The following is a 16,512-nucleotide window of genomic DNA, read 5'->3' as shown; positions in this document are numbered from 1 at the left end:
GCCCTCGGCACCTGCGTGTTTGACCGGGTGCCCGGAGATGTTTGATGGCAAATCCAGATGCTGGCGTGGCGCTTTCAGTGCGCGGCATAGGTAAAACCTATGCGCAACCTGTTCTGAGTGCGATCGACCTGACCCTGTATCGCGGCGAAGTATTGGCGTTGACGGGGGAGAACGGTGCTGGGAAAAGCACCTTGTCAAAAATCATTGGCGGGCTTGAAATGCCCTCCACCGGCCAGATGCATTTCAACGGCCAGCCTTATGCGCCCGGCAGCCGCGCGCAAGCCGAGCGCCTGGGTGTGCGCATGGTGATGCAAGAACTCAATCTTCTGCCGACGCTCACCGTGGCGGAAAACCTCTTTCTCGACAATCTGCCTGCCAGCGCCGGGTGGATCAACCGCAAGCGCTTGCGTACGGCTGCGATTGAGGCAATGGCACAGGTCGGCCTTGACGCCATTGATCCCGACACAATGGTGGGTGAGTTGGGGGTTGGGCACCAGCAGATGGTGGAAATCGCCCGCAACCTGATTGGCGACTGTCAGGTGTTGATCCTCGACGAACCCACGGCCATGCTCACGGCCCGCGAAGTCGAGCTGTTGTTTATCCAGATCACCCGGTTACAGGCCCGGGGCGTAGCGATTGTTTACATCTCTCACCGGCTCGAAGAGCTGGCACGGGTAGCCCAGCGCATTGCGGTGCTGCGTGACGGGCATCTGGTGTGTGTCGAGCCCATTGCCAACTATGACAGCCAGCAACTGGTCAATTTGATGGTCGGGCGCGAGCTGGGCGATCACCTGGAGATGGGTGAGCGCCCTCTGGGGGAGCCTGCGCTGAGGGTTTCAGGGCTGGGCCGTGGGACCAAGGTTATGGATGTGTCGTTTGAGGTCCGCCAGGGTGAGATTTTCGGCATATCTGGCCTGATCGGGGCAGGGCGCACAGAGTTGTTGCGCCTGATTTATGGCGCCGACCACGCTGACAGTGGCACGGTCGCGGTGGGCACCCCCCTGCAACCCGCGCCTATTTGCAGCCCGATGGACGCTGTCAGGCACGGTATTGCATTGATTACCGAAGACCGTAAGGGCGAAGGTTTGCTGATGAGCTTGCCCATCAGCGCCAATATCGGCTTGGGCAATATGCAACAGCTGTCGCGTGCGGGTTTCATCAAGGGGGCGCAAGAGCGTGCGCTGGCCCGGCGCCAGATCGATGCGATGGGCATTCGCTGTGCCGGGCCCGAGCAGATCGTCGCGCAATTGTCGGGGGGCAATCAGCAGAAAGTCGTGATCGGCCGCTGGCTTGAGCGCGACTGCGCTGTGTTGCTGTTTGATGAGCCCACGCGCGGCATTGATATCGGGGCCAAGTTCGATATCTATCGCTTGCTCGCGGAGTTGACCCGACAGGGCAAGGCAGTGGTGGTGGTGTCCAGCGACCTGCGGGAATTGATGCTGATCTGTGACCGCATCGGGGTGATGTCGGCGGGGCGCTTGACCGCTACCTTTGAGCGCGACAGCTGGAGTCAGGAACAACTGCTGGCGGCTGCGTTTGCCGGTTATCAAACACACGATGCACCACTGACGTCAGTGGCGCCCAAGGACATTGCATGAACACCGCTTCCTCGCCGCGCAACGCTGCGCACAGTTTTTACGGTATGGGCACGTACGTGGGGTTGGCTGGCGCTTTGCTGGCCATGATCGTGCTCTTCTCCAGTCTGAGCGATCACTTCTTTTCTTACGGTACGTTGAGCACCTTGGCCAATCAGATTCCTGACCTGATGGTGCTCTCCGTGGGCATGACCTTTGTCTTGATTATCGGCGGCATTGATCTGTCCGTCGGCTCGGTGCTGGCGCTGGCGGCCTCCGTGGTGAGTGTGGCGATCCTGGGGTGGGGCTGGAGTGTCTTGCCAGCCGCATTGTTGGGCATGGGCTGCGCTGCTGCGGTCGGTACGCTCACGGGGTCGATCACCGTCGCTTGGCGCATTCCTTCGTTTATCGTGTCGCTGGGCGTGCTGGAAATGGCCCGCGGCGCTGCTTATCAAATGACCGGATCGCGCACCGCCTATATTGGCGACGCGTTCGCCTGGTTGTCCGATCCAATTGCGTTTGGCATTGCGCCGTCTTTCATCATTGCATTGCTGGTCATCGTGGTCGCGCAGGTGATATTGACCCGCACGGTGTTCGGACGCTACCTGGTCGGAATCGGCACCAATGAAGAGGCGGTCCGCCTGGCCGGCATCAACCCCAAGCCCTACAAAGTTCTGGTATTCAGCCTGATGGGGCTGCTGGCCGGGGTGGCAGCCTTATTTCAGATCTCGCGTCTGGAGGCCGCAGACCCTAACGCGGGGGCCGGGCTGGAGCTGCAAGTGATTGCTGCGGTGGTCATTGGCGGGACCAGCCTGATGGGCGGCCGCGGTTCTATCATCAGCACGTTTTTTGGGGTGCTGATTATCTCGGTCCTGGCTGCAGGGTTAGCGCAGATCGGCGCGACCGATCCGACCAAGCGTATCATCACCGGTGCTGTCATTGTGATGGCAGTGATTTTGGATACTTACCGCAGTCAACGGGCACGGCGACGGAATTAAGCAATGGCAACCATCAAAGATGTGGCGGCAATGGCGGGGATCTCCTACACAACGGTGTCCCATGTGCTGAACAAGACCCGGCCGGTGAGCGAGCCGGTGCGGTTGAAAGTGGAAGAAGCCATTGCGCGTCTGGATTACGTACCGAGCGCTGTAGCGCGCTCCCTGAAAGCCAAAAGCACCGCCACCATTGGTTTGCTGGTGGCTAATAGTCTCAACCCTTACTTCGCCGAGTTGGCACGGGGAATCGAGGATTACTGTGAGCGTAATAACTACTGCGTGATCCTCTGCAATTGCGACGACGATCCGGATAAGCAGCGCAACTACTTGCGGGTGTTGCTGGAAAAGCGTGTGGACGGTCTGGTAGTTGCTTCTGCGGGCGGTGATTTGGGACTGGCCAGCGGTTTATCAGGGGTCCGCACGCCCATGGTGATTGTTGACCGTAGCCTGGAAGGTATCGACGCCGATCTGGTGCGAATCGATCATGAGCAGGGAGCGTACCTAGCGACCCGTCATTTGCTTGAGCTGGGTCATCGGGCGATTGCCTGTATTGGCGGCCCAGCGCTTAACAGTGTGGCGCAGCTGCGACAGGCCGGGTATCTGCGAGCCTTGAACGAGGCCGGGATCGAGCCTGCGGCGCACTGGAGGGTGGAAAGTGATTTCAGTTGTACAGGCGGTTATGTCGCAGCCAATCGCTTGTTGACCGACGATCCGCCTACGGCCGTGTTCGCGTGCAACGACATGATGGGCATTGGTGTCTTGCGTGCGGCCGCTGAACGCCAGATTCAGGTGCCGCAGCAACTGTCTGTCATCGGCTTTGATGATGTTCAACTGAGCCGGTATGTGTACCCGGCGTTGACGACGGTAGGTCAATCAATCCTGCAGTTGGGGGAAACCGCTGCACGGGTTTTGTTGCAGCGTATTGCAACGCCCGCGCGATCTGTTGAGCAGTTAATCGTTGCGCCGAGTTTAGTGCTACGTGAATCCACCGGGCCGTACCGAGCGATCGCCCGGCAACGCCTTCAGCAATCCATCGGTTGAGTGTCGAGCATGCACGCAAATGTAGTAGTGGTTGGCAGTCTGAATATGGATTTGGTCACACGAACGCAGCGGTTGCCGCAGCCGGGCGAAACGCTCTTCGGTGATTCACTGCAAACGGTACATGGCGGTAAAGGCGCCAACCAGGCGGTAGCGGCTGCACGGTTGGGCGCGCGCGTCGCGATGCTGGGGCGTGTGGGCAGTGACGCCTATGGCGAACAGCTGCGAGCAGGTCTTATGGATGAGCAGATTGATTGCTCGGGGGTGTCGAGTGTCGCGGGGGGTGTGAGTGGCATTGCCCTGATTGTTGTGGATGCCAACAGTCAAAACACCATTGTGGTCGTGCCGGGCGCCAACGCTTCCCTGGCACCTGGCGATATCGAATCATGTGACGCGATGCTGCAGGGGGCAGAGGTGATCGTCTGCCAGCTCGAGGTGCCCTATGACACCGTTGCCCATACGCTCAAACGGGGGCGAGCGCTCAATAAGACCGTAATCCTCAATCCGGCGCCGGTTAACGGGCCGTTGCCGTCACAGTGGCTTGAGGCTATTGATTACCTGATCCCCAATGAAAGTGAGGCTCAGGCCCTCAGTGGCGTGGTTGTTGATTCGCTGGCGTCTGCAGAGTGTGCTGCTTTGAAGCTGATTGAGGCGGGCGCGCGCAACGTGATTGTGACGCTGGGGGCCAAAGGCGCGCTGTTCGTCAGCGGGCGCGATACCGTGCATTTTTCGGCGCCCAGCGTTGAGGCGGTCGATGCCACTGCGGCGGGTGACACTTTTGTTGGTGCATTTTCTGCCGCCCTCGCGGGGGGGAAGAGTGAAGATCAAGCCATCCGGTTTGCACAAATTGCGGCAGCTTTGTCTGTCACGTGCTCAGGCGCTCAACCGTCCATTCCAAAGTTGGCTGACGTTTTAGGTTTCGCACCGTCATGAAAAAGACACCCCTGCTGAATATTCAACTGTCACGGCTGATCGCGTCATTGGGACATGGCGACATTGTGGTGATTGCCGATGCCGGTTTGCCGGTGCCTAAGGGCGTTGAGCTGATTGATCTGGCACTGACCCGTGGAGTGCCGGACCTGGAGACCACATTGTGTATCGTCCTGAGTGAGATGCAGGTTGAAAGCCATGTACTGGCTAAAGAGTTGCTTGAACATCCGTGTGCTGCGCTCAGTGCCATTGAGGCTCAAACCAGCCTTGGGTTGATGGGAGGCAGGCGGATGCTTGCTCACGATGCCTTTAAGGGCTTGTGTCTGGGCGCAAAAGCGATTGTGCGTACCGGGGAATGTCGTCCGTACTGCAATATTGCGCTGATCGCTGGTGTTACGTTTTAAAACGGTGTGGTGTAAGCATCAGTTGATACAAGGCTTGAGCGTTCAGGGGGTGCCCGTGCAGGTCGCAGCGTTGTATGTACGTGCTGAAGCCGTGTTTTTCAGTGGCTCAGCCAGTGCGAAGGCAGAATCAAGGTTGATGCCTGACCGATGTGGGCTTGAGTCTCTGTACCCTCAGGTCGTCTCTACAGGCGGGCCATATTTCTCGAAAACCTGATGGCTAAACGCTTTTGCCGCTTCGATTCCGAGTTCTTTAACCAGCAGATCTATCCCGATAATGGCCAGTTCCTCGGGGCTGCCCGGGCTGTAAGAACATTGCCCCTGTTGCCATTTCGCCTTGATGTCGGCGTCAATACTGACGTTGCTCATGGTTGGACTCGTTGCGTTAAAACGCTAGATCTTAGCAAAATGCCATTGAGATGCCATCAGTGTGAGAGTGGGCATGGGCGCAGGAATGGCCGCGCCCATGTCACACTGACCCTTTGAGGGAGGGGCATTACTATGTATATCGATTTGAATAAGCCTGAGGGGCTGACGCTGGAGGCTGTACGACAGCTATTGGCCTCAGCCTGTGATGATGTGCACACGCAGCTGCGAGTCTCGAAAGTCGGGCGGGCTTACCTGTCTTCAGGCGTGGTTGGCGGTACAGATATTGACGGGCTGCTTTTCAGGCTGGAAACCTGGTCAGCGGGTTCTGGGTATGTGGGCAATGTTGCAGCGAGTGACGAGGTTTGGGTTATGCAGATCTTCAATGCTTTGAAGGCGAATTGGCCCAATCCACCGTTCGATTACATCGATGTGTACTGATACAGCACATATTCCGTGACGATTAAGCCAAGGCGATACACGGCTTCTCGTCCAAAATCACGCGCCTGCGCTCACGCGTACTTCTTGCATGGCGCTGTGCAACCTCTTTGCGTAAAAACTGTCGCAAAGGTCTCGACTATTTATTTTTAAGGAGGCTTCATGTCCTGGAAGCTAGTGTCATTGGGTTCATTGCTGGCAGTGCTGGCGTTGTCCGGGTGCAGTACCTCAAGTTCTGACAAGGAACCTGCGGCGGCCACCCCTGCGCACACGCGGTGCGACGCTCAGGCGGCAGCCTTTGCAGTCGGGAAAAAAGCGTTGGCGCAGCTTTTGGAGCAGGCCCGCGTCAAAGCAGGTGCGCAGACCGCCCGTATCCTCGGGCCTAACGATGTCATGACGCTTGAGTACCGCTCAGATCGCCTGAACCTCAATGCGGATGACAATGCCGTGATTACGCGCGTGAACTGCGGCTAAGCAGTTCGCGTTTGTATCAGGCACAAAAAACCCCGTCACGTGGACGGGGTTTTTTTGTTCGAAGGAGATTTACTCCGGACGAACCTGTGCAGCTTGCATACCCTTTTGGCCTTTCTCAGCCACGAAGGAAACGGTCTGGCCTTCTTTCAGGCTTTTGAAACCGTCGCTTTCGATAGCTTTGAAGTGTACGAACAGGTCGTCACCGCCACCTTGAGGAGTGATGAAGCCGAAGCCTTTTTCATCGTTGAACCATTTTACGGTGCCGGTTTGGCGATTAGACATGGTGTATCTCCAAGAAACTTATATTTTCAGTAGTACTGTGCTGCTCAGGCCAACTGGGCACACTTGGCTATCATAGTCGAAATGTGAGGTTTGGGAGCCCCCCTGCGTCACAGTTTGATGCTTTGTAAGCTTCCCAGAGCTGCTCGGAAGGCTTGAAACCCCCGATTTATGGGGCTTTGCCGCTTTCGCCGGCACTTAAAAAAAGCATCACTCCTTATGTTTTTTTTAAGGAATGGCCCATTATCGGGCTTTTGTCAGTGGCTCAAGGCGTAAGTGGCGGTGACCCTAGGGGGATTATTTCTTGGGTTTGGCGGGGGTAGGCGCTGTCGCGCGGCATGACTCGATGGCCTTCAGCGCTTGTGCGCGCAGCTCAGCACTGGGTTGTACCTCTTTACTCATCAACTGCTTGATCTGAGCTGTCGAAAAATTGGCAGACAATTTATCCGCGCCACATGCGCAATATTGCGTAGCCGTTTTTTTATCAATATTTTGGCTGGCAGCAGCGACACAATCCTTCATATAGTCATTTTTAAGGGCTGCAGGCCAATTGTCCGCGTGGGCGCTCAGCGGCAGAAGTAGTGCCAATAATGGGGTTGCGAGAGCTAATAAGCGTTTAGTGGGCATGTGATGCTCCTTACAGGGTGATAAGGCTAAATGTGACTCACGGTGTATCTGAGGGGGAAAGTGCAGCTCAAGTTCACCATTGTGCAATGCGAGCAGTATTTTCGCTGCCTCAAGCTGAGCGCTCCATCAAGCGCTCATGTGTGCTAGCATGCCGCCCTTGGCCTGTCGTGGCGATTTTTTATATCCCGCGAAACAGAGCCCTGAACTTTTTGATTTGAACTCCAGTCACTCTGGTTCGGTTAACGGTTGGCCGCAAGGCTCCTGCCACTGTGAGGCAGGCTCACCACCGAATCGCGTACTGGCTCATCCCAACCCACGTGACCTTTGGTAGGGGTCACCACTAGGAGAGGAGGCGCCATGCCAACTATTACTCTTCCCGATGGCAGTCAACGTAATTTCGATCACGCAGTGTCAGTCGCCGAAGTTGCCGCTTCGATTGGTGCAGGTCTGGCAAAAGCCACTGTCGCCGGCAAAGTCAACGGCAAGCTGGTTGATGCCTGCGACCTGATTGAAAATGACGCCACGCTGCAAATCATCACGCCCAAGGATGAAGAGGGGCTGGAGATCATTCGTCACTCTTGCGCCCACCTCGTTGGTCATGCAGTGAAGCAATTGTATCCAACGGCCAAAATGGTCATTGGTCCTGTCATTCAGGAAGGCTTCTATTACGACATTTTCTACGATCGTCCTTTTACCCCTGAGGACATGGCTGCCATTGAACAGCGCATGCAGCAGTTGATCGAGAAAGATTACGACGTGATCAAGAAGGTCACGCCTCGTGCCGAAGTGATCCGGCTGTTTTCCGAGCGCGGCGAAGATTACAAGCTGCGCCTTGTCGAAGATATGCCGGACGAACAGGCCATGGGCCTGTATTTCCACGAAGAATACGTCGACATGTGCCGTGGCCCTCATGTGCCAAACACGCGCTTCTTGAAGTCCTTCAAGTTGACCAAGTTGTCGGGCGCTTACTGGCGTGGCGATGCCAAGAATGAGCAGTTGCAGCGTATCTACGGCACTGCGTGGGCTGACAAGAAGCAGTTGGCTGCTTACATTCAGCGTATTGAAGAGGCCGAGAAACGCGATCACCGCAAAATCGGTAAGCGCCTGGGGCTTTTCCATACTCAGGAAGAAGCGCCGGGGATGGTATTTTGGCATCCAAACGGCTGGACGCTTTACCAGGTGCTTGAGCAGTACATGCGCAAGGTGCAGCGTGAGAACGGTTATCTTGAGATCAAGACGCCTCAGGTTGTGGACCGCAGTTTGTGGGAGAAATCCGGTCACTGGGCCAACTACGCTGAAAACATGTTCACGACTGAGTCGGAGAGCCGCGATTACGCAATCAAGCCGATGAACTGCCCGTGCCACGTGCAGGTCTTTAATCAGGGCTTGAAAAGCTACCGCGAGTTGCCAATGCGTCTGGCAGAGTTCGGTGCTTGCCACCGTAACGAACCGTCGGGTGCGCTGCACGGCATCATGCGGGTGCGTGCCTTCACTCAAGATGACGCGCATATTTTTTGCACCGAAGAGCAGATGCAGGCCGAATCTGCGGCATTTATCAAGCTCACGCTGGATGTCTACGCTGACTTCGGTTTCAAGGATATCGAGCTGAAATTGTCTACTCGCCCGGAAAAGCGTGTGGGTTCCGATGAGTTGTGGGATCGTGCCGAAAGCGCATTGGCCTCGGCGCTTGACAGTGCTGGCCTTGCGTATGACCTGCAACCGGGTGAAGGTGCTTTTTACGGTCCGAAGATTGAGTTTTCTTTGAAAGATTGTCTGGGTCGTGTCTGGCAGTGTGGTACCTTGCAGCTCGATTTCAACCTGCCGATTCGTCTTGGCGCTGAATACGTCTCTGAAGACAACAGCCGCAAGCACCCGGTTATGTTGCACCGTGCGATCCTTGGATCGTTCGAGCGTTTCGTCGGTATTCTGATTGAACACTACGAAGGTGCGTTCCCTGCGTGGTTGGCGCCAACCCAGGCAGTGATCATGAATATCACTGATAAACAGGCCGAATTTGCTGCTGAAGTTGAAAAAACTCTCAATCAGAGCGGATTTCGTGCCAAGTCAGACTTGAGAAATGAAAAGATCGGCTTTAAAATCCGCGAGCATACTTTGCTCAAGGTTCCTTATCTCTTGGTTATCGGAGATCGGGAAGTCGAGATGCAGACTGTCGCTGTGCGTACACGTGAAGGTGCTGACCTGGGCTCGATGCCCGTCGCGCAATTCGCTGAATTCCTCGCACAAGCGGTTTCCCGGCGTGGTCGCCATGATTCGGAGTAATTATTATTAAGCGTGAAATGAGACAAGATAAACGAGCTGCACCGAAGGCCCCGATCAACGAGAATATCTCGGCACGCGAGGTTCGGTTAATCGGAGCTGAGGGCGAGCAACTTGGCATTGTCCCGATCGAAGAAGCGCTTCTTAAGGCTGAAGAAGCCAAACTGGATTTGGTGGAAATTTCCGCTGATGCAGTACCACCTGTTTGCAAGCTGATGGATTACGGCAAATCGATCTTCGAAAAGAAGAAACAGATTGCCGCAGCGAAGAAAAACCAGAAACAAATCCAGGTTAAAGAAATCAAGTTTCGTCCAGGGACGGAGGAAGGGGATTACCAGGTAAAACTGCGCAACCTGGTACGTTTCCTGAGTGATGGGGACAGGGCCAAGGTGTCGTTAAGATTCCGTGGCCGTGAGATGGCCCACCAGGAGCTGGGTATGGAACTGTTGAAGCGGGTTGAAGCTGACCTTGTGGAATACGGTACCGTCGAACAGCATCCTAAGATGGAAGGACGCCAGCTGATCATGGTCATCGCCCCGAAAAAGAAGAAGTAACCACCAGGGCACGGCAGGCCTTGCGGTTATGTTTATCAACTGAATGCGGAGTATCCGAACATGCCAAAGATGAAGACTAAAAGTGGTGCTGCTAAGCGGTTTCTGAAAACTGCTAACGGTATCAAGCACAAACACGCTTTCAAGAGCCACATCCTGACCAAAATGTCGACCAAGCGTAAGCGTCAATTGCGCGGTAGCAGCTTGCTGCATCCGTCTGACGTGGCAAAAGTCGAGCGCATGCTGCGCCTTCGTTAATTTTTGGTTAAGACTAGAGGAAGTAACTCATGGCTCGTGTAAAGCGTGGCGTTGTCGCCCGTAAACGTCACAAAAAAATTCTGAAACTGGCTAAAGGCTACTACGGTGCACGCTCGCGCGTATTCCGTGTTGCCAAGCAAGCGGTAATCAAGGCAGGCCAATACGCCTACCGTGACCGTCGTCAGAAAAAACGTCAGTTCCGCGCTCTGTGGATCGCCCGTATCAACGCTGGTGCACGTATCAACGGCCTGTCTTACAGCCGTTTCATCGCCGGCCTGAAAAAGGCGTCCATTGAGATCGACCGTAAGGTTCTGGCTGATCTGGCAGTGAACGAAAAAGCGGCGTTTGCTGCGATTGTCGAGAAAGCTAAAGCCACTCTGGCTTAAGTACCCCCGACAGTCACTTGGGCTTGCTTATGTAAGCTTGGGTGTTAAACGTCATAAACAGGGGAAGAGCCTTCAAGCTCTTCCCCTGTTTTGTATCTGGAGTCTGTACATGGAAAACCTGGATGCGCTGGTCTCTAAAGCACTAGAGGCTGTTGAGAGCGCTGAAGATATCAATGCCCTGGAGCAAATCCGGGTTCTTTACCTTGGTAAAAAAGGCGAATTGACTCAGGTGATGAAGACCTTGGGGAATTTGCCGGCAGAGGAGCGTCCTCAAGTAGGCGCGCTAATCAATGATGCCAAGGAGCGTGTCACAGAGGTTCTCAATGCGCGCAAGGCTCAGTTTGAAGAGGCCGAGCTGGCCGCCAAACTGTCTGCCGAATCCATTGATGTGACCCTGCCTGGTCGAGGCCAGACCTCCGGTGGTCTGCATCCGGTAACCCGGACTCTGGAACGTATTGAGCAGTTCTTTACCCGCATTGGCTACGGCATTGCCGAAGGTCCCGAGGTTGAAGACGATTACCACAACTTCGAAGCACTCAACATTCCGGGTCATCACCCGGCGCGTTCTATGCATGACACCTTCTATTTCAATGCGAACATGTTGCTGCGTACCCATACCTCTCCGGTTCAGGTCCGCACAATGGAGTCGAAGCAACCGCCGATCCGCATTGTCTGCCCTGGGCGTGTATATCGAAGTGACTCGGATATCACTCATTCGCCAATGTTTCATCAGGTTGAAGGCCTGCTGATCGATCGCGATATCAACTTTGCTGATCTCAAAGGCACCATTGAAGAGTTCCTTCGGGTGTTCTTTGAAAAAGAATTGGCCGTACGTTTTCGTCCTTCTTACTTTCCCTTCACTGAACCCTCGGCAGAAGTGGATATGGAGTGCGTGATGTGTAGCGGCAAGGGTTGTCGTGTCTGCAAGCAGACGGGCTGGCTCGAGGTCATGGGGTGTGGAATGGTTCATCCTAATGTGCTGCGTATGTCCGGGATTGACCCTGAAGAGTTCTCAGGTTTTGCTTTCGGCATGGGTGTGGAGCGTTTGGCCATGCTGCGTTACGGTGTGAATGACTTGCGTCTGTTCTTCGAGAACGACTTGCGATTCCTCGCGCAATTTCGCTAGTCGTAACGCATTTTTAGGAGAGCAGGATGAAATTCAGTGAACAGTGGCTGCGTGGTTGGGTTAACCCGCAGGTAGAACGCGACGAGTTGGTTGCTCGTCTGTCGATGGCTGGACTTGAAGTGGACAGTGTGGCTCCGGTCGCAGGTGCATTCAGCGGTGTTGTGGTGGGTGAGGTATTGGCCATCGAGCAACACCCGGACGCTGACAAACTTCGTGTTTGCCAAGTTACAAATGGTATTGAAACTTTTCAAGTCGTCTGCGGGGCGCCGAATGTACGTCCGGGCCTGAAGATTCCGTTTGCCATGATCGGCGCTCAATTGCCGGGCGACTTCAAGATCAAGAAAGCCAAGCTGCGCGGTGTTGAGTCCAATGGCATGTTGTGCTCCGAAGCCGAGCTGCAAATTGGCGAGGGTAATGACGGTCTGATGGAGCTTCCTGCAGATGCTCCGGTAGGCGAGGACATTCGTGTTTACCTAGACCTCGAAGATGCGAGTATTGAGGTCGATTTGACCCCGAACCGCGGTGATTGCTTGTCTTTGGCAGGTTTGGCCCGTGAAGTGGGCGCTTTGTACGCAGCAGAAGTGACACGCCCGGTGATTGAGCCTGTCCCTGCCGTACATGACGAAGTCCGCTCTGTAGATGTGTTGGCGCCTTCTGCATGCCCTCGTTATCTGGGCCGTATCATCCGCAATGTAGATTTATCCCGACCTACACCTCTGTGGATGGTGGAGCGCTTGCGCCGCGCCGATGTGCGCAGCATCGACGCTGCGGTCGACATCACTAATTATGTGATGCTGGAGCTGGGGCAGCCTCTTCATGCATTTGATCTCGCCGAAATCAACGGTGGTATCCGTGTTCGCATGGCGGAAGAGGGTGAAAAACTGGTTTTGCTTGATGGCCAGGAAGTTAGCTTGCGCAGTGATACGCTTGTTATTGCAGACCATCAGCGGGCGCTGGCCATTGCGGGTGTAATGGGTGGTGAGCACAGCGGCGTATCTGCGACAACCCGAGATGTATTTCTTGAAAGCGCTTTCTTCGACCAAATTGCCGTAGCTGGTAAAGCACGGTCCTATGGGTTGCACACGGATGCGTCCCACCGATACGAGCGTGGCGTGGACTGGAATTTGGCCCGTGAAGCTATGGAGCGCGCCACTGGCTTATTGCTAGAAATTACCGGCGGTGAAGCAGGTCCGATTATCGAAACAGTTGCCGAACAGTTCTTGCCGTCGATTGCCCCCATCAACCTGCGTGCTGCGCGTATCAGTCAGATGTTGGGAATGGAGATGGATCCCGGCCAGGTCGAGCGTTTGCTGTGTGCCTTGGGGCTTGAAGTCACTGCAATTGGCGGGGGGCAATGGCGCGTAGGCGTCCCAAGCCATCGTTTTGATATCAGTCTGGAAGTGGACTTGATAGAAGAGCTTGCTCGTTTGTACGGGTACAACCGTCTTCCAGTCCGTTATCCGCAAGCCCGACTGGCGCCTCAAGCCAAGACTGAAGCTCGCAGTGAGTTGCCAGAGCTGCGTCGTTTACTGGTAGCGCGCGGATATCAAGAAGCTATCACCTACAGTTTCATCGACCCTAAACAGTTTGAGCTTTTCAACCCTGACCTTGAGCCTTTGCTGTTAGCCAATCCTATATCCAATGATATGGCGGCAATGCGTGCTTCCTTGTGGCCTGGTTTGGTCAAAGCATTGCAACACAACTTGAACCGTCAACAAGATCGCGTCCGTCTTTTTGAAAGCGGACTACGGTTTGTAGGGCAGTTGGAAGGTCTAAAGCAAGAGTCCATGCTTGCGGGAGTTGTGTGCGGTACTCGCTTTCCTGAAGGTTGGGCGCAGGGGCGTGAAGTGGCCGACTTTTTTGACATTAAAGCTGATGTGGAAGCTGTATTGGGCTTTGCGGGTGCTTTGGATGCTTTTGAGTTTGTTCCTGGTCGGCACTCGGCGCTCCACCCTGGACAGACTGCACGTATTGAGCGTAATGGTCGTCAGGTAGGTTTTGTAGGCGCGCTTCACCCGGAACTGAACAAAAAATTGGGTCTGGACAGGCCTGTTTTTGTTTTTGAATTGGTTTTGGCAGAAGTGGCGTCGGGCAAAATGCCGAAATTTTCTGAGCTTTCGCGCTTTCCGGAAGTCCGTCGCGATCTGGCTTTGATTGCCGACAAAGACGTAGCTGCCAGTGATGTGTTGAATGTCATTCGTGAAAATGCGGGCGAATGGTTGACAGACCTGAGGCTTTTTGACGTTTATCAAGGTAAAGGTATTGATCCCAATAGAAAAAGCCTTGCGGTCGGCTTGACCTGGCAGCATCCATCGCGCACTCTTAATGACGATGAGGTGAATACCACGACGCAGAACATCCTCACCTCGCTCGAACAAAGGTTAAACGCCACGTTAAGGAAGTGACGTATGGGGGCTCTGACGAAAGCTGAAATGGCGGAACGTCTTTATGAAGAGCTGGGCCTGAATAAACGTGAAGCCAAGGAATTGGTGGAGCTTTTTTTCGAAGAGATCAGGCACGCTCTTGAAGACAATGAACAGGTCAAGTTGTCCGGTTTTGGCAACTTTGATTTGCGTGACAAGCGACAGCGGCCTGGCCGCAATCCGAAAACGGGAGAGGAAATCCCGATCACGGCACGCCGTGTGGTCACTTTTCGTCCAGGGCAGAAGTTAAAAGCCCGAGTAGAGGCTTATGCTGGAACCAAGTCATAACGACGAGCTCCCGCCAATTCCGGGCAAGCGCTACTTCGCCATCGGCGAAGTTAGCGAGTTGTGTGCGGTCAAACCGCATGTGCTGCGATATTGGGAGCAAGAGTTTCCTCAACTTAACCCCGTAAAGCGGCGAGGAAATCGCCGGTATTATCAACGACAGGATGTGTTGATGATCCGGCAGATTCGTGCCTTGTTGTATGACCAAGGCTTCACAATTGGAGGTGCGCGGTTGCGTCTTTCAGGTGATGAAGCGAAAGATGATACAACCCAGTACAAGCAGTTGATCCGCCAAACCATTTCAGAGCTTGAAGATGTTTTGTTGATCCTTCGCAAATAACTTGATCATTACTACTTTCGCTTTTTTTAGGCTTAAGGTATATTTGCCCGAGTTATTTCAAATAGTTCTAACGCCTAGTCGGGGCGTAGCGCAGTCCGGTAGCGCACTAGCATGGGGTGCTAGGGGTCGAGTGTTCGAATCACTCCGTCCCGACCATATTTTTCAATGACTTAGCCACCTTTTGGGTGGCTTTTTCATTTCTACCCCAGTGACTTTTCGAGTGACCTTGGGTTTTCCTGCTATCCCTGCCTCCTCTTCAGGATCGTCAGCGCTGGTGCGCGTGAGTCGGTTACTGATACCTTGTTTGCAGCCTCAATCAGTTGGTCCAGCTCTGCTGCTGAGTAGTGACTGGTGATGCTGCCGTTCTTATGGCCGAGCAATGCTTTGCGATCCTCCTCAGTCACGCCTGCTGCACGCAGCCTTCTGCCAAAGGTGTGCTTCAGGTCGTGAATGCGGATCCGGACGAAACCATCATGTGCCGGCCGCAAATACTTCTCCTGCCATTTCTTCGCCGCCCTGACCCTGGCCTTCTTCCAAGCTGAGTCGTTCATGCGGTGAACCATTGTTTCGTCCCCGTCGCCGTCTGGCTTGCCGAAAGGGAAGACGTACAACTTGTGCTGGCCGCGCTGCTTCTCAATAACTGACTTAGCCACCGTGTTGAGAATCACCAGACGTTCGTCTCGGTTCTTCACACCAGACCTTGCGCTTCGTCCGCCGAACCCGGCCGGAATCAAAAACACCGTAGTATCCAGCTCCGGTACCGCGATTTCCCAATCCCATTGAAGCTTGCAAACCTCCTGCTCACGACACCCCGTGTTGACCTTGAACATGGCCATGGCCTGCAGGTGTGCCGGCAGTTCAGCGAACAAAATCGATTGCTCTTCCCAAGAAAGCGGGTAGGGCTTGCGGCAGTTCGTCTTCTCATCCAGCAGGGAGATCATCGGCACAACATCGAGCCATGGTCTGCGCTCGTCATCACGCCATTTGCGCGCGCACAGATTCAAAACCCGGATCACTCGCTGAAGAGCGATGTTCACTGTCCGATTAGTCACTGGCTTGCCCGTCATCGGCTTGAGCTTAGAGCTGATGTAAGGGGCCAAGGCATCATCATCAATATGTGTGATTGGCATGTCCCCAATGAACGGATCCAGCTGTGCCATGTACGTTGCCGAAATATGGATCGAGGCCTGATCCTTTACCTCTAGCAGGAAGCGAGTCGCCGCTTCCCGCCACGTTCTCACCTTCCTGACCCCGTACACCTTCTCCTGTCGGCGCTGTTCCAATAAATAAATCAGGTACTGCTCCGCTTCGGCGCGGTCACGAGTGCCAGTGCTTTCTTGAATTCGTTCACCTCGGTATTTCTTGTCGATCTTCCAGATGCCGCTCGGCATTTGCTGGAGCCCAGTGATTGCTTTTTGTGCCATTGCGTATCTCCTTTGGATCCGCCCTGGCGCTCGCTGCGGGGCCGATTGTTGTCCTGATTCGCTCCTTTTTCAATTGCCGTGGCCTGAACGTAGGCGTCGGCCCAAGCTTCAAGCTCCAATCGGTCGAAGCCAACACCCTGTTTTCCGATCGGGAATTCCCGTACGTGTGGCCGAACGGTTTTATTGAATTCGTCCCGGCACATGCCGAGATAGCCGTATGCCTCACCGGCGCGAATAAACCGCGGGAGGATTCGTGCAATTTGAGCTGGTCTTTGATTTGCCATAACTTTTTCCATACCGTCCGGGGCGGCAGAAGTTGG

Annotated in this window: 20 protein-coding genes and 1 tRNA gene; 16 read left to right on the top strand and 5 right to left on the bottom strand. The window is 54.7% G+C overall.

Going from position 1 to position 16,512, the window contains the following annotated elements; genetic code table 11:
- The first annotated feature begins 44 nt into the window (after positions 1-44).
- From HBN68_RS13135 to rbsD, 5 genes are read left to right on the top strand one after another with little or no spacing between them, the layout of a single operon-like run.
- Positions 45-1,598 carry a sugar ABC transporter ATP-binding protein gene (locus tag HBN68_RS13135; RefSeq protein ID WP_169964327.1) on the top strand — a complete coding sequence of 518 codons (1,554 nt, stop codon included), beginning with the start codon at positions 45-47 and terminating at the stop codon, positions 1,596-1,598.
- A complete protein-coding gene (locus HBN68_RS13130) occupies positions 1,595-2,572 on the top strand; it encodes an ABC transporter permease (RefSeq protein WP_094994182.1) in 978 nt (325 codons plus the stop codon). Before HBN68_RS13135 ends, HBN68_RS13130 begins: the two co-directional genes overlap by 4 nt.
- A 3-nt stretch (positions 2,573-2,575) precedes the next feature.
- Entirely contained in the window at positions 2,576-3,610 is a 1,035-nt protein-coding gene (locus HBN68_RS13125) for a LacI family DNA-binding transcriptional regulator (protein ID WP_094994181.1), read from the top strand.
- A 9-nt stretch (positions 3,611-3,619) separates the two neighbouring features.
- A complete protein-coding gene (gene rbsK / locus HBN68_RS13120; RefSeq protein ID WP_169964329.1) occupies positions 3,620-4,540 on the top strand; it encodes a ribokinase in 921 nt (306 codons plus the stop codon).
- A complete protein-coding gene (rbsD, locus tag HBN68_RS13115; RefSeq protein WP_094994179.1) occupies positions 4,537-4,941 on the top strand; it encodes a D-ribose pyranase in 405 nt (134 codons plus the stop codon). The genes rbsK and rbsD overlap by 4 nt, the downstream gene beginning before the upstream one ends.
- A 171-nt stretch (positions 4,942-5,112) precedes the next feature.
- Here the strand turns inward: rbsD and HBN68_RS13110 are convergent, their stop codons facing one another.
- A complete protein-coding gene (locus HBN68_RS13110; protein WP_094994178.1) occupies positions 5,113-5,307 on the bottom strand; it encodes a hypothetical protein in 195 nt (64 codons plus the stop codon).
- Between the two features lie 132 nt (positions 5,308-5,439).
- On the opposite strand from HBN68_RS13110, the gene HBN68_RS13105 reads away from it, so the two are divergent.
- Together HBN68_RS13105 and HBN68_RS13100 are read left to right on the top strand one after the other, a co-directional pair.
- A complete protein-coding gene (locus HBN68_RS13105; RefSeq protein ID WP_094994177.1) occupies positions 5,440-5,745 on the top strand; it encodes a hypothetical protein in 306 nt (101 codons plus the stop codon).
- Between the two features lie 159 nt (positions 5,746-5,904).
- A complete protein-coding gene (locus HBN68_RS13100; protein ID WP_169964331.1) occupies positions 5,905-6,216 on the top strand; it encodes an I78 family peptidase inhibitor in 312 nt (103 codons plus the stop codon).
- A 69-nt stretch (positions 6,217-6,285) separates the two neighbouring features.
- Here HBN68_RS13100 and HBN68_RS13095 read toward each other — a convergent pair whose 3' ends face one another.
- Positions 6,286-6,498 carry a cold-shock protein gene (locus tag HBN68_RS13095; protein WP_003179963.1) on the bottom strand — a complete coding sequence of 71 codons (213 nt, stop codon included), beginning with the start codon at positions 6,496-6,498 and terminating at the stop codon, positions 6,286-6,288.
- Between the two features lie 294 nt (positions 6,499-6,792).
- Entirely contained in the window at positions 6,793-7,122 is a 330-nt protein-coding gene (locus HBN68_RS13090) for a hypothetical protein (RefSeq protein WP_094994175.1), read from the bottom strand.
- Between the two features lie 357 nt (positions 7,123-7,479).
- On the opposite strand from HBN68_RS13090, the gene thrS reads away from it, so the two are divergent.
- The 9 genes from thrS (at position 7,480) to HBN68_RS13045 (ending at position 14,924) form a co-directional block, all read left to right on the top strand.
- Positions 7,480-9,402 (top strand): threonine--tRNA ligase, encoded by a 1,923-nt coding sequence (gene thrS, locus HBN68_RS13085; RefSeq protein ID WP_169964333.1) that lies wholly within the window; start codon positions 7,480-7,482, stop codon positions 9,400-9,402.
- Positions 9,402-9,953, top strand: a complete 552-nt coding sequence (infC, locus tag HBN68_RS13080; RefSeq protein WP_169835808.1) for a translation initiation factor IF-3 — start codon at positions 9,402-9,404, stop codon at positions 9,951-9,953. Before thrS ends, infC begins: the two co-directional genes overlap by 1 nt.
- A gap of 60 nt (positions 9,954-10,013) precedes the next feature.
- A complete protein-coding gene (gene rpmI, locus HBN68_RS13075; RefSeq protein ID WP_002553160.1) occupies positions 10,014-10,208 on the top strand; it encodes a 50S ribosomal protein L35 in 195 nt (64 codons plus the stop codon).
- 29 nt (positions 10,209-10,237) lie between these two features.
- On the top strand, positions 10,238-10,594 hold the full coding sequence (gene rplT, locus HBN68_RS13070; protein ID WP_047275143.1) for a 50S ribosomal protein L20: 357 nt from the start codon (positions 10,238-10,240) through the stop codon (positions 10,592-10,594).
- Between the two features lie 109 nt (positions 10,595-10,703).
- Positions 10,704-11,720: a phenylalanine--tRNA ligase subunit alpha gene (gene pheS / locus HBN68_RS13065; protein WP_094994173.1), complete on the top strand. Its 1,017-nt coding sequence runs from the start codon at positions 10,704-10,706 to the stop codon at positions 11,718-11,720.
- Positions 11,721-11,746: 26 nt separating this feature from the next.
- Positions 11,747-14,125 (top strand): phenylalanine--tRNA ligase subunit beta, encoded by a 2,379-nt coding sequence (gene pheT, locus HBN68_RS13060; RefSeq protein WP_169964335.1) that lies wholly within the window; start codon positions 11,747-11,749, stop codon positions 14,123-14,125.
- 3 nt (positions 14,126-14,128) lie between these two features.
- Positions 14,129-14,431 carry an integration host factor subunit alpha gene (gene ihfA, locus HBN68_RS13055; protein ID WP_002553164.1) on the top strand — a complete coding sequence of 101 codons (303 nt, stop codon included), beginning with the start codon at positions 14,129-14,131 and terminating at the stop codon, positions 14,429-14,431.
- On the top strand, positions 14,412-14,768 hold the full coding sequence (locus HBN68_RS13050) for a MerR family transcriptional regulator (RefSeq protein WP_047275136.1): 357 nt from the start codon (positions 14,412-14,414) through the stop codon (positions 14,766-14,768). The genes ihfA and HBN68_RS13050 overlap by 20 nt, the downstream gene beginning before the upstream one ends.
- A 79-nt stretch (positions 14,769-14,847) precedes the next feature.
- Positions 14,848-14,924: transfer RNA gene (locus HBN68_RS13045), tRNA-Pro, on the top strand.
- Positions 14,925-15,007: 83 nt separating this feature from the next.
- Here HBN68_RS13045 and HBN68_RS13040 read toward each other — a convergent pair.
- Both HBN68_RS13040 and HBN68_RS22215 read right to left on the bottom strand, forming a co-directional pair.
- Positions 15,008-16,159 (bottom strand): tyrosine-type recombinase/integrase, encoded by a 1,152-nt coding sequence (locus HBN68_RS13040; protein ID WP_262373516.1) that lies wholly within the window; start codon positions 16,157-16,159, stop codon positions 15,008-15,010.
- The gene (locus tag HBN68_RS22215; RefSeq protein ID WP_241485718.1) at positions 16,060-16,476 is read right to left on the bottom strand and encodes a hypothetical protein; all 417 of its coding nucleotides are present in this window, start codon (positions 16,474-16,476) and stop codon (positions 16,060-16,062) included. Before HBN68_RS22215 ends, HBN68_RS13040 begins: the two co-directional genes overlap by 100 nt.
- Positions 16,477-16,512 lie beyond the last annotated feature (36 nt).

The organism is Pseudomonas sp. WS 5078, from assembly GCF_012985745.1.
Taxonomy (GTDB): domain Bacteria; phylum Pseudomonadota; class Gammaproteobacteria; order Pseudomonadales; family Pseudomonadaceae; genus Aquipseudomonas; species Aquipseudomonas lundensis_A.
The sequence above is the reverse complement of the archived record's forward strand: the minus strand, read 5'-3'. Positions and strand labels throughout refer to the sequence as shown.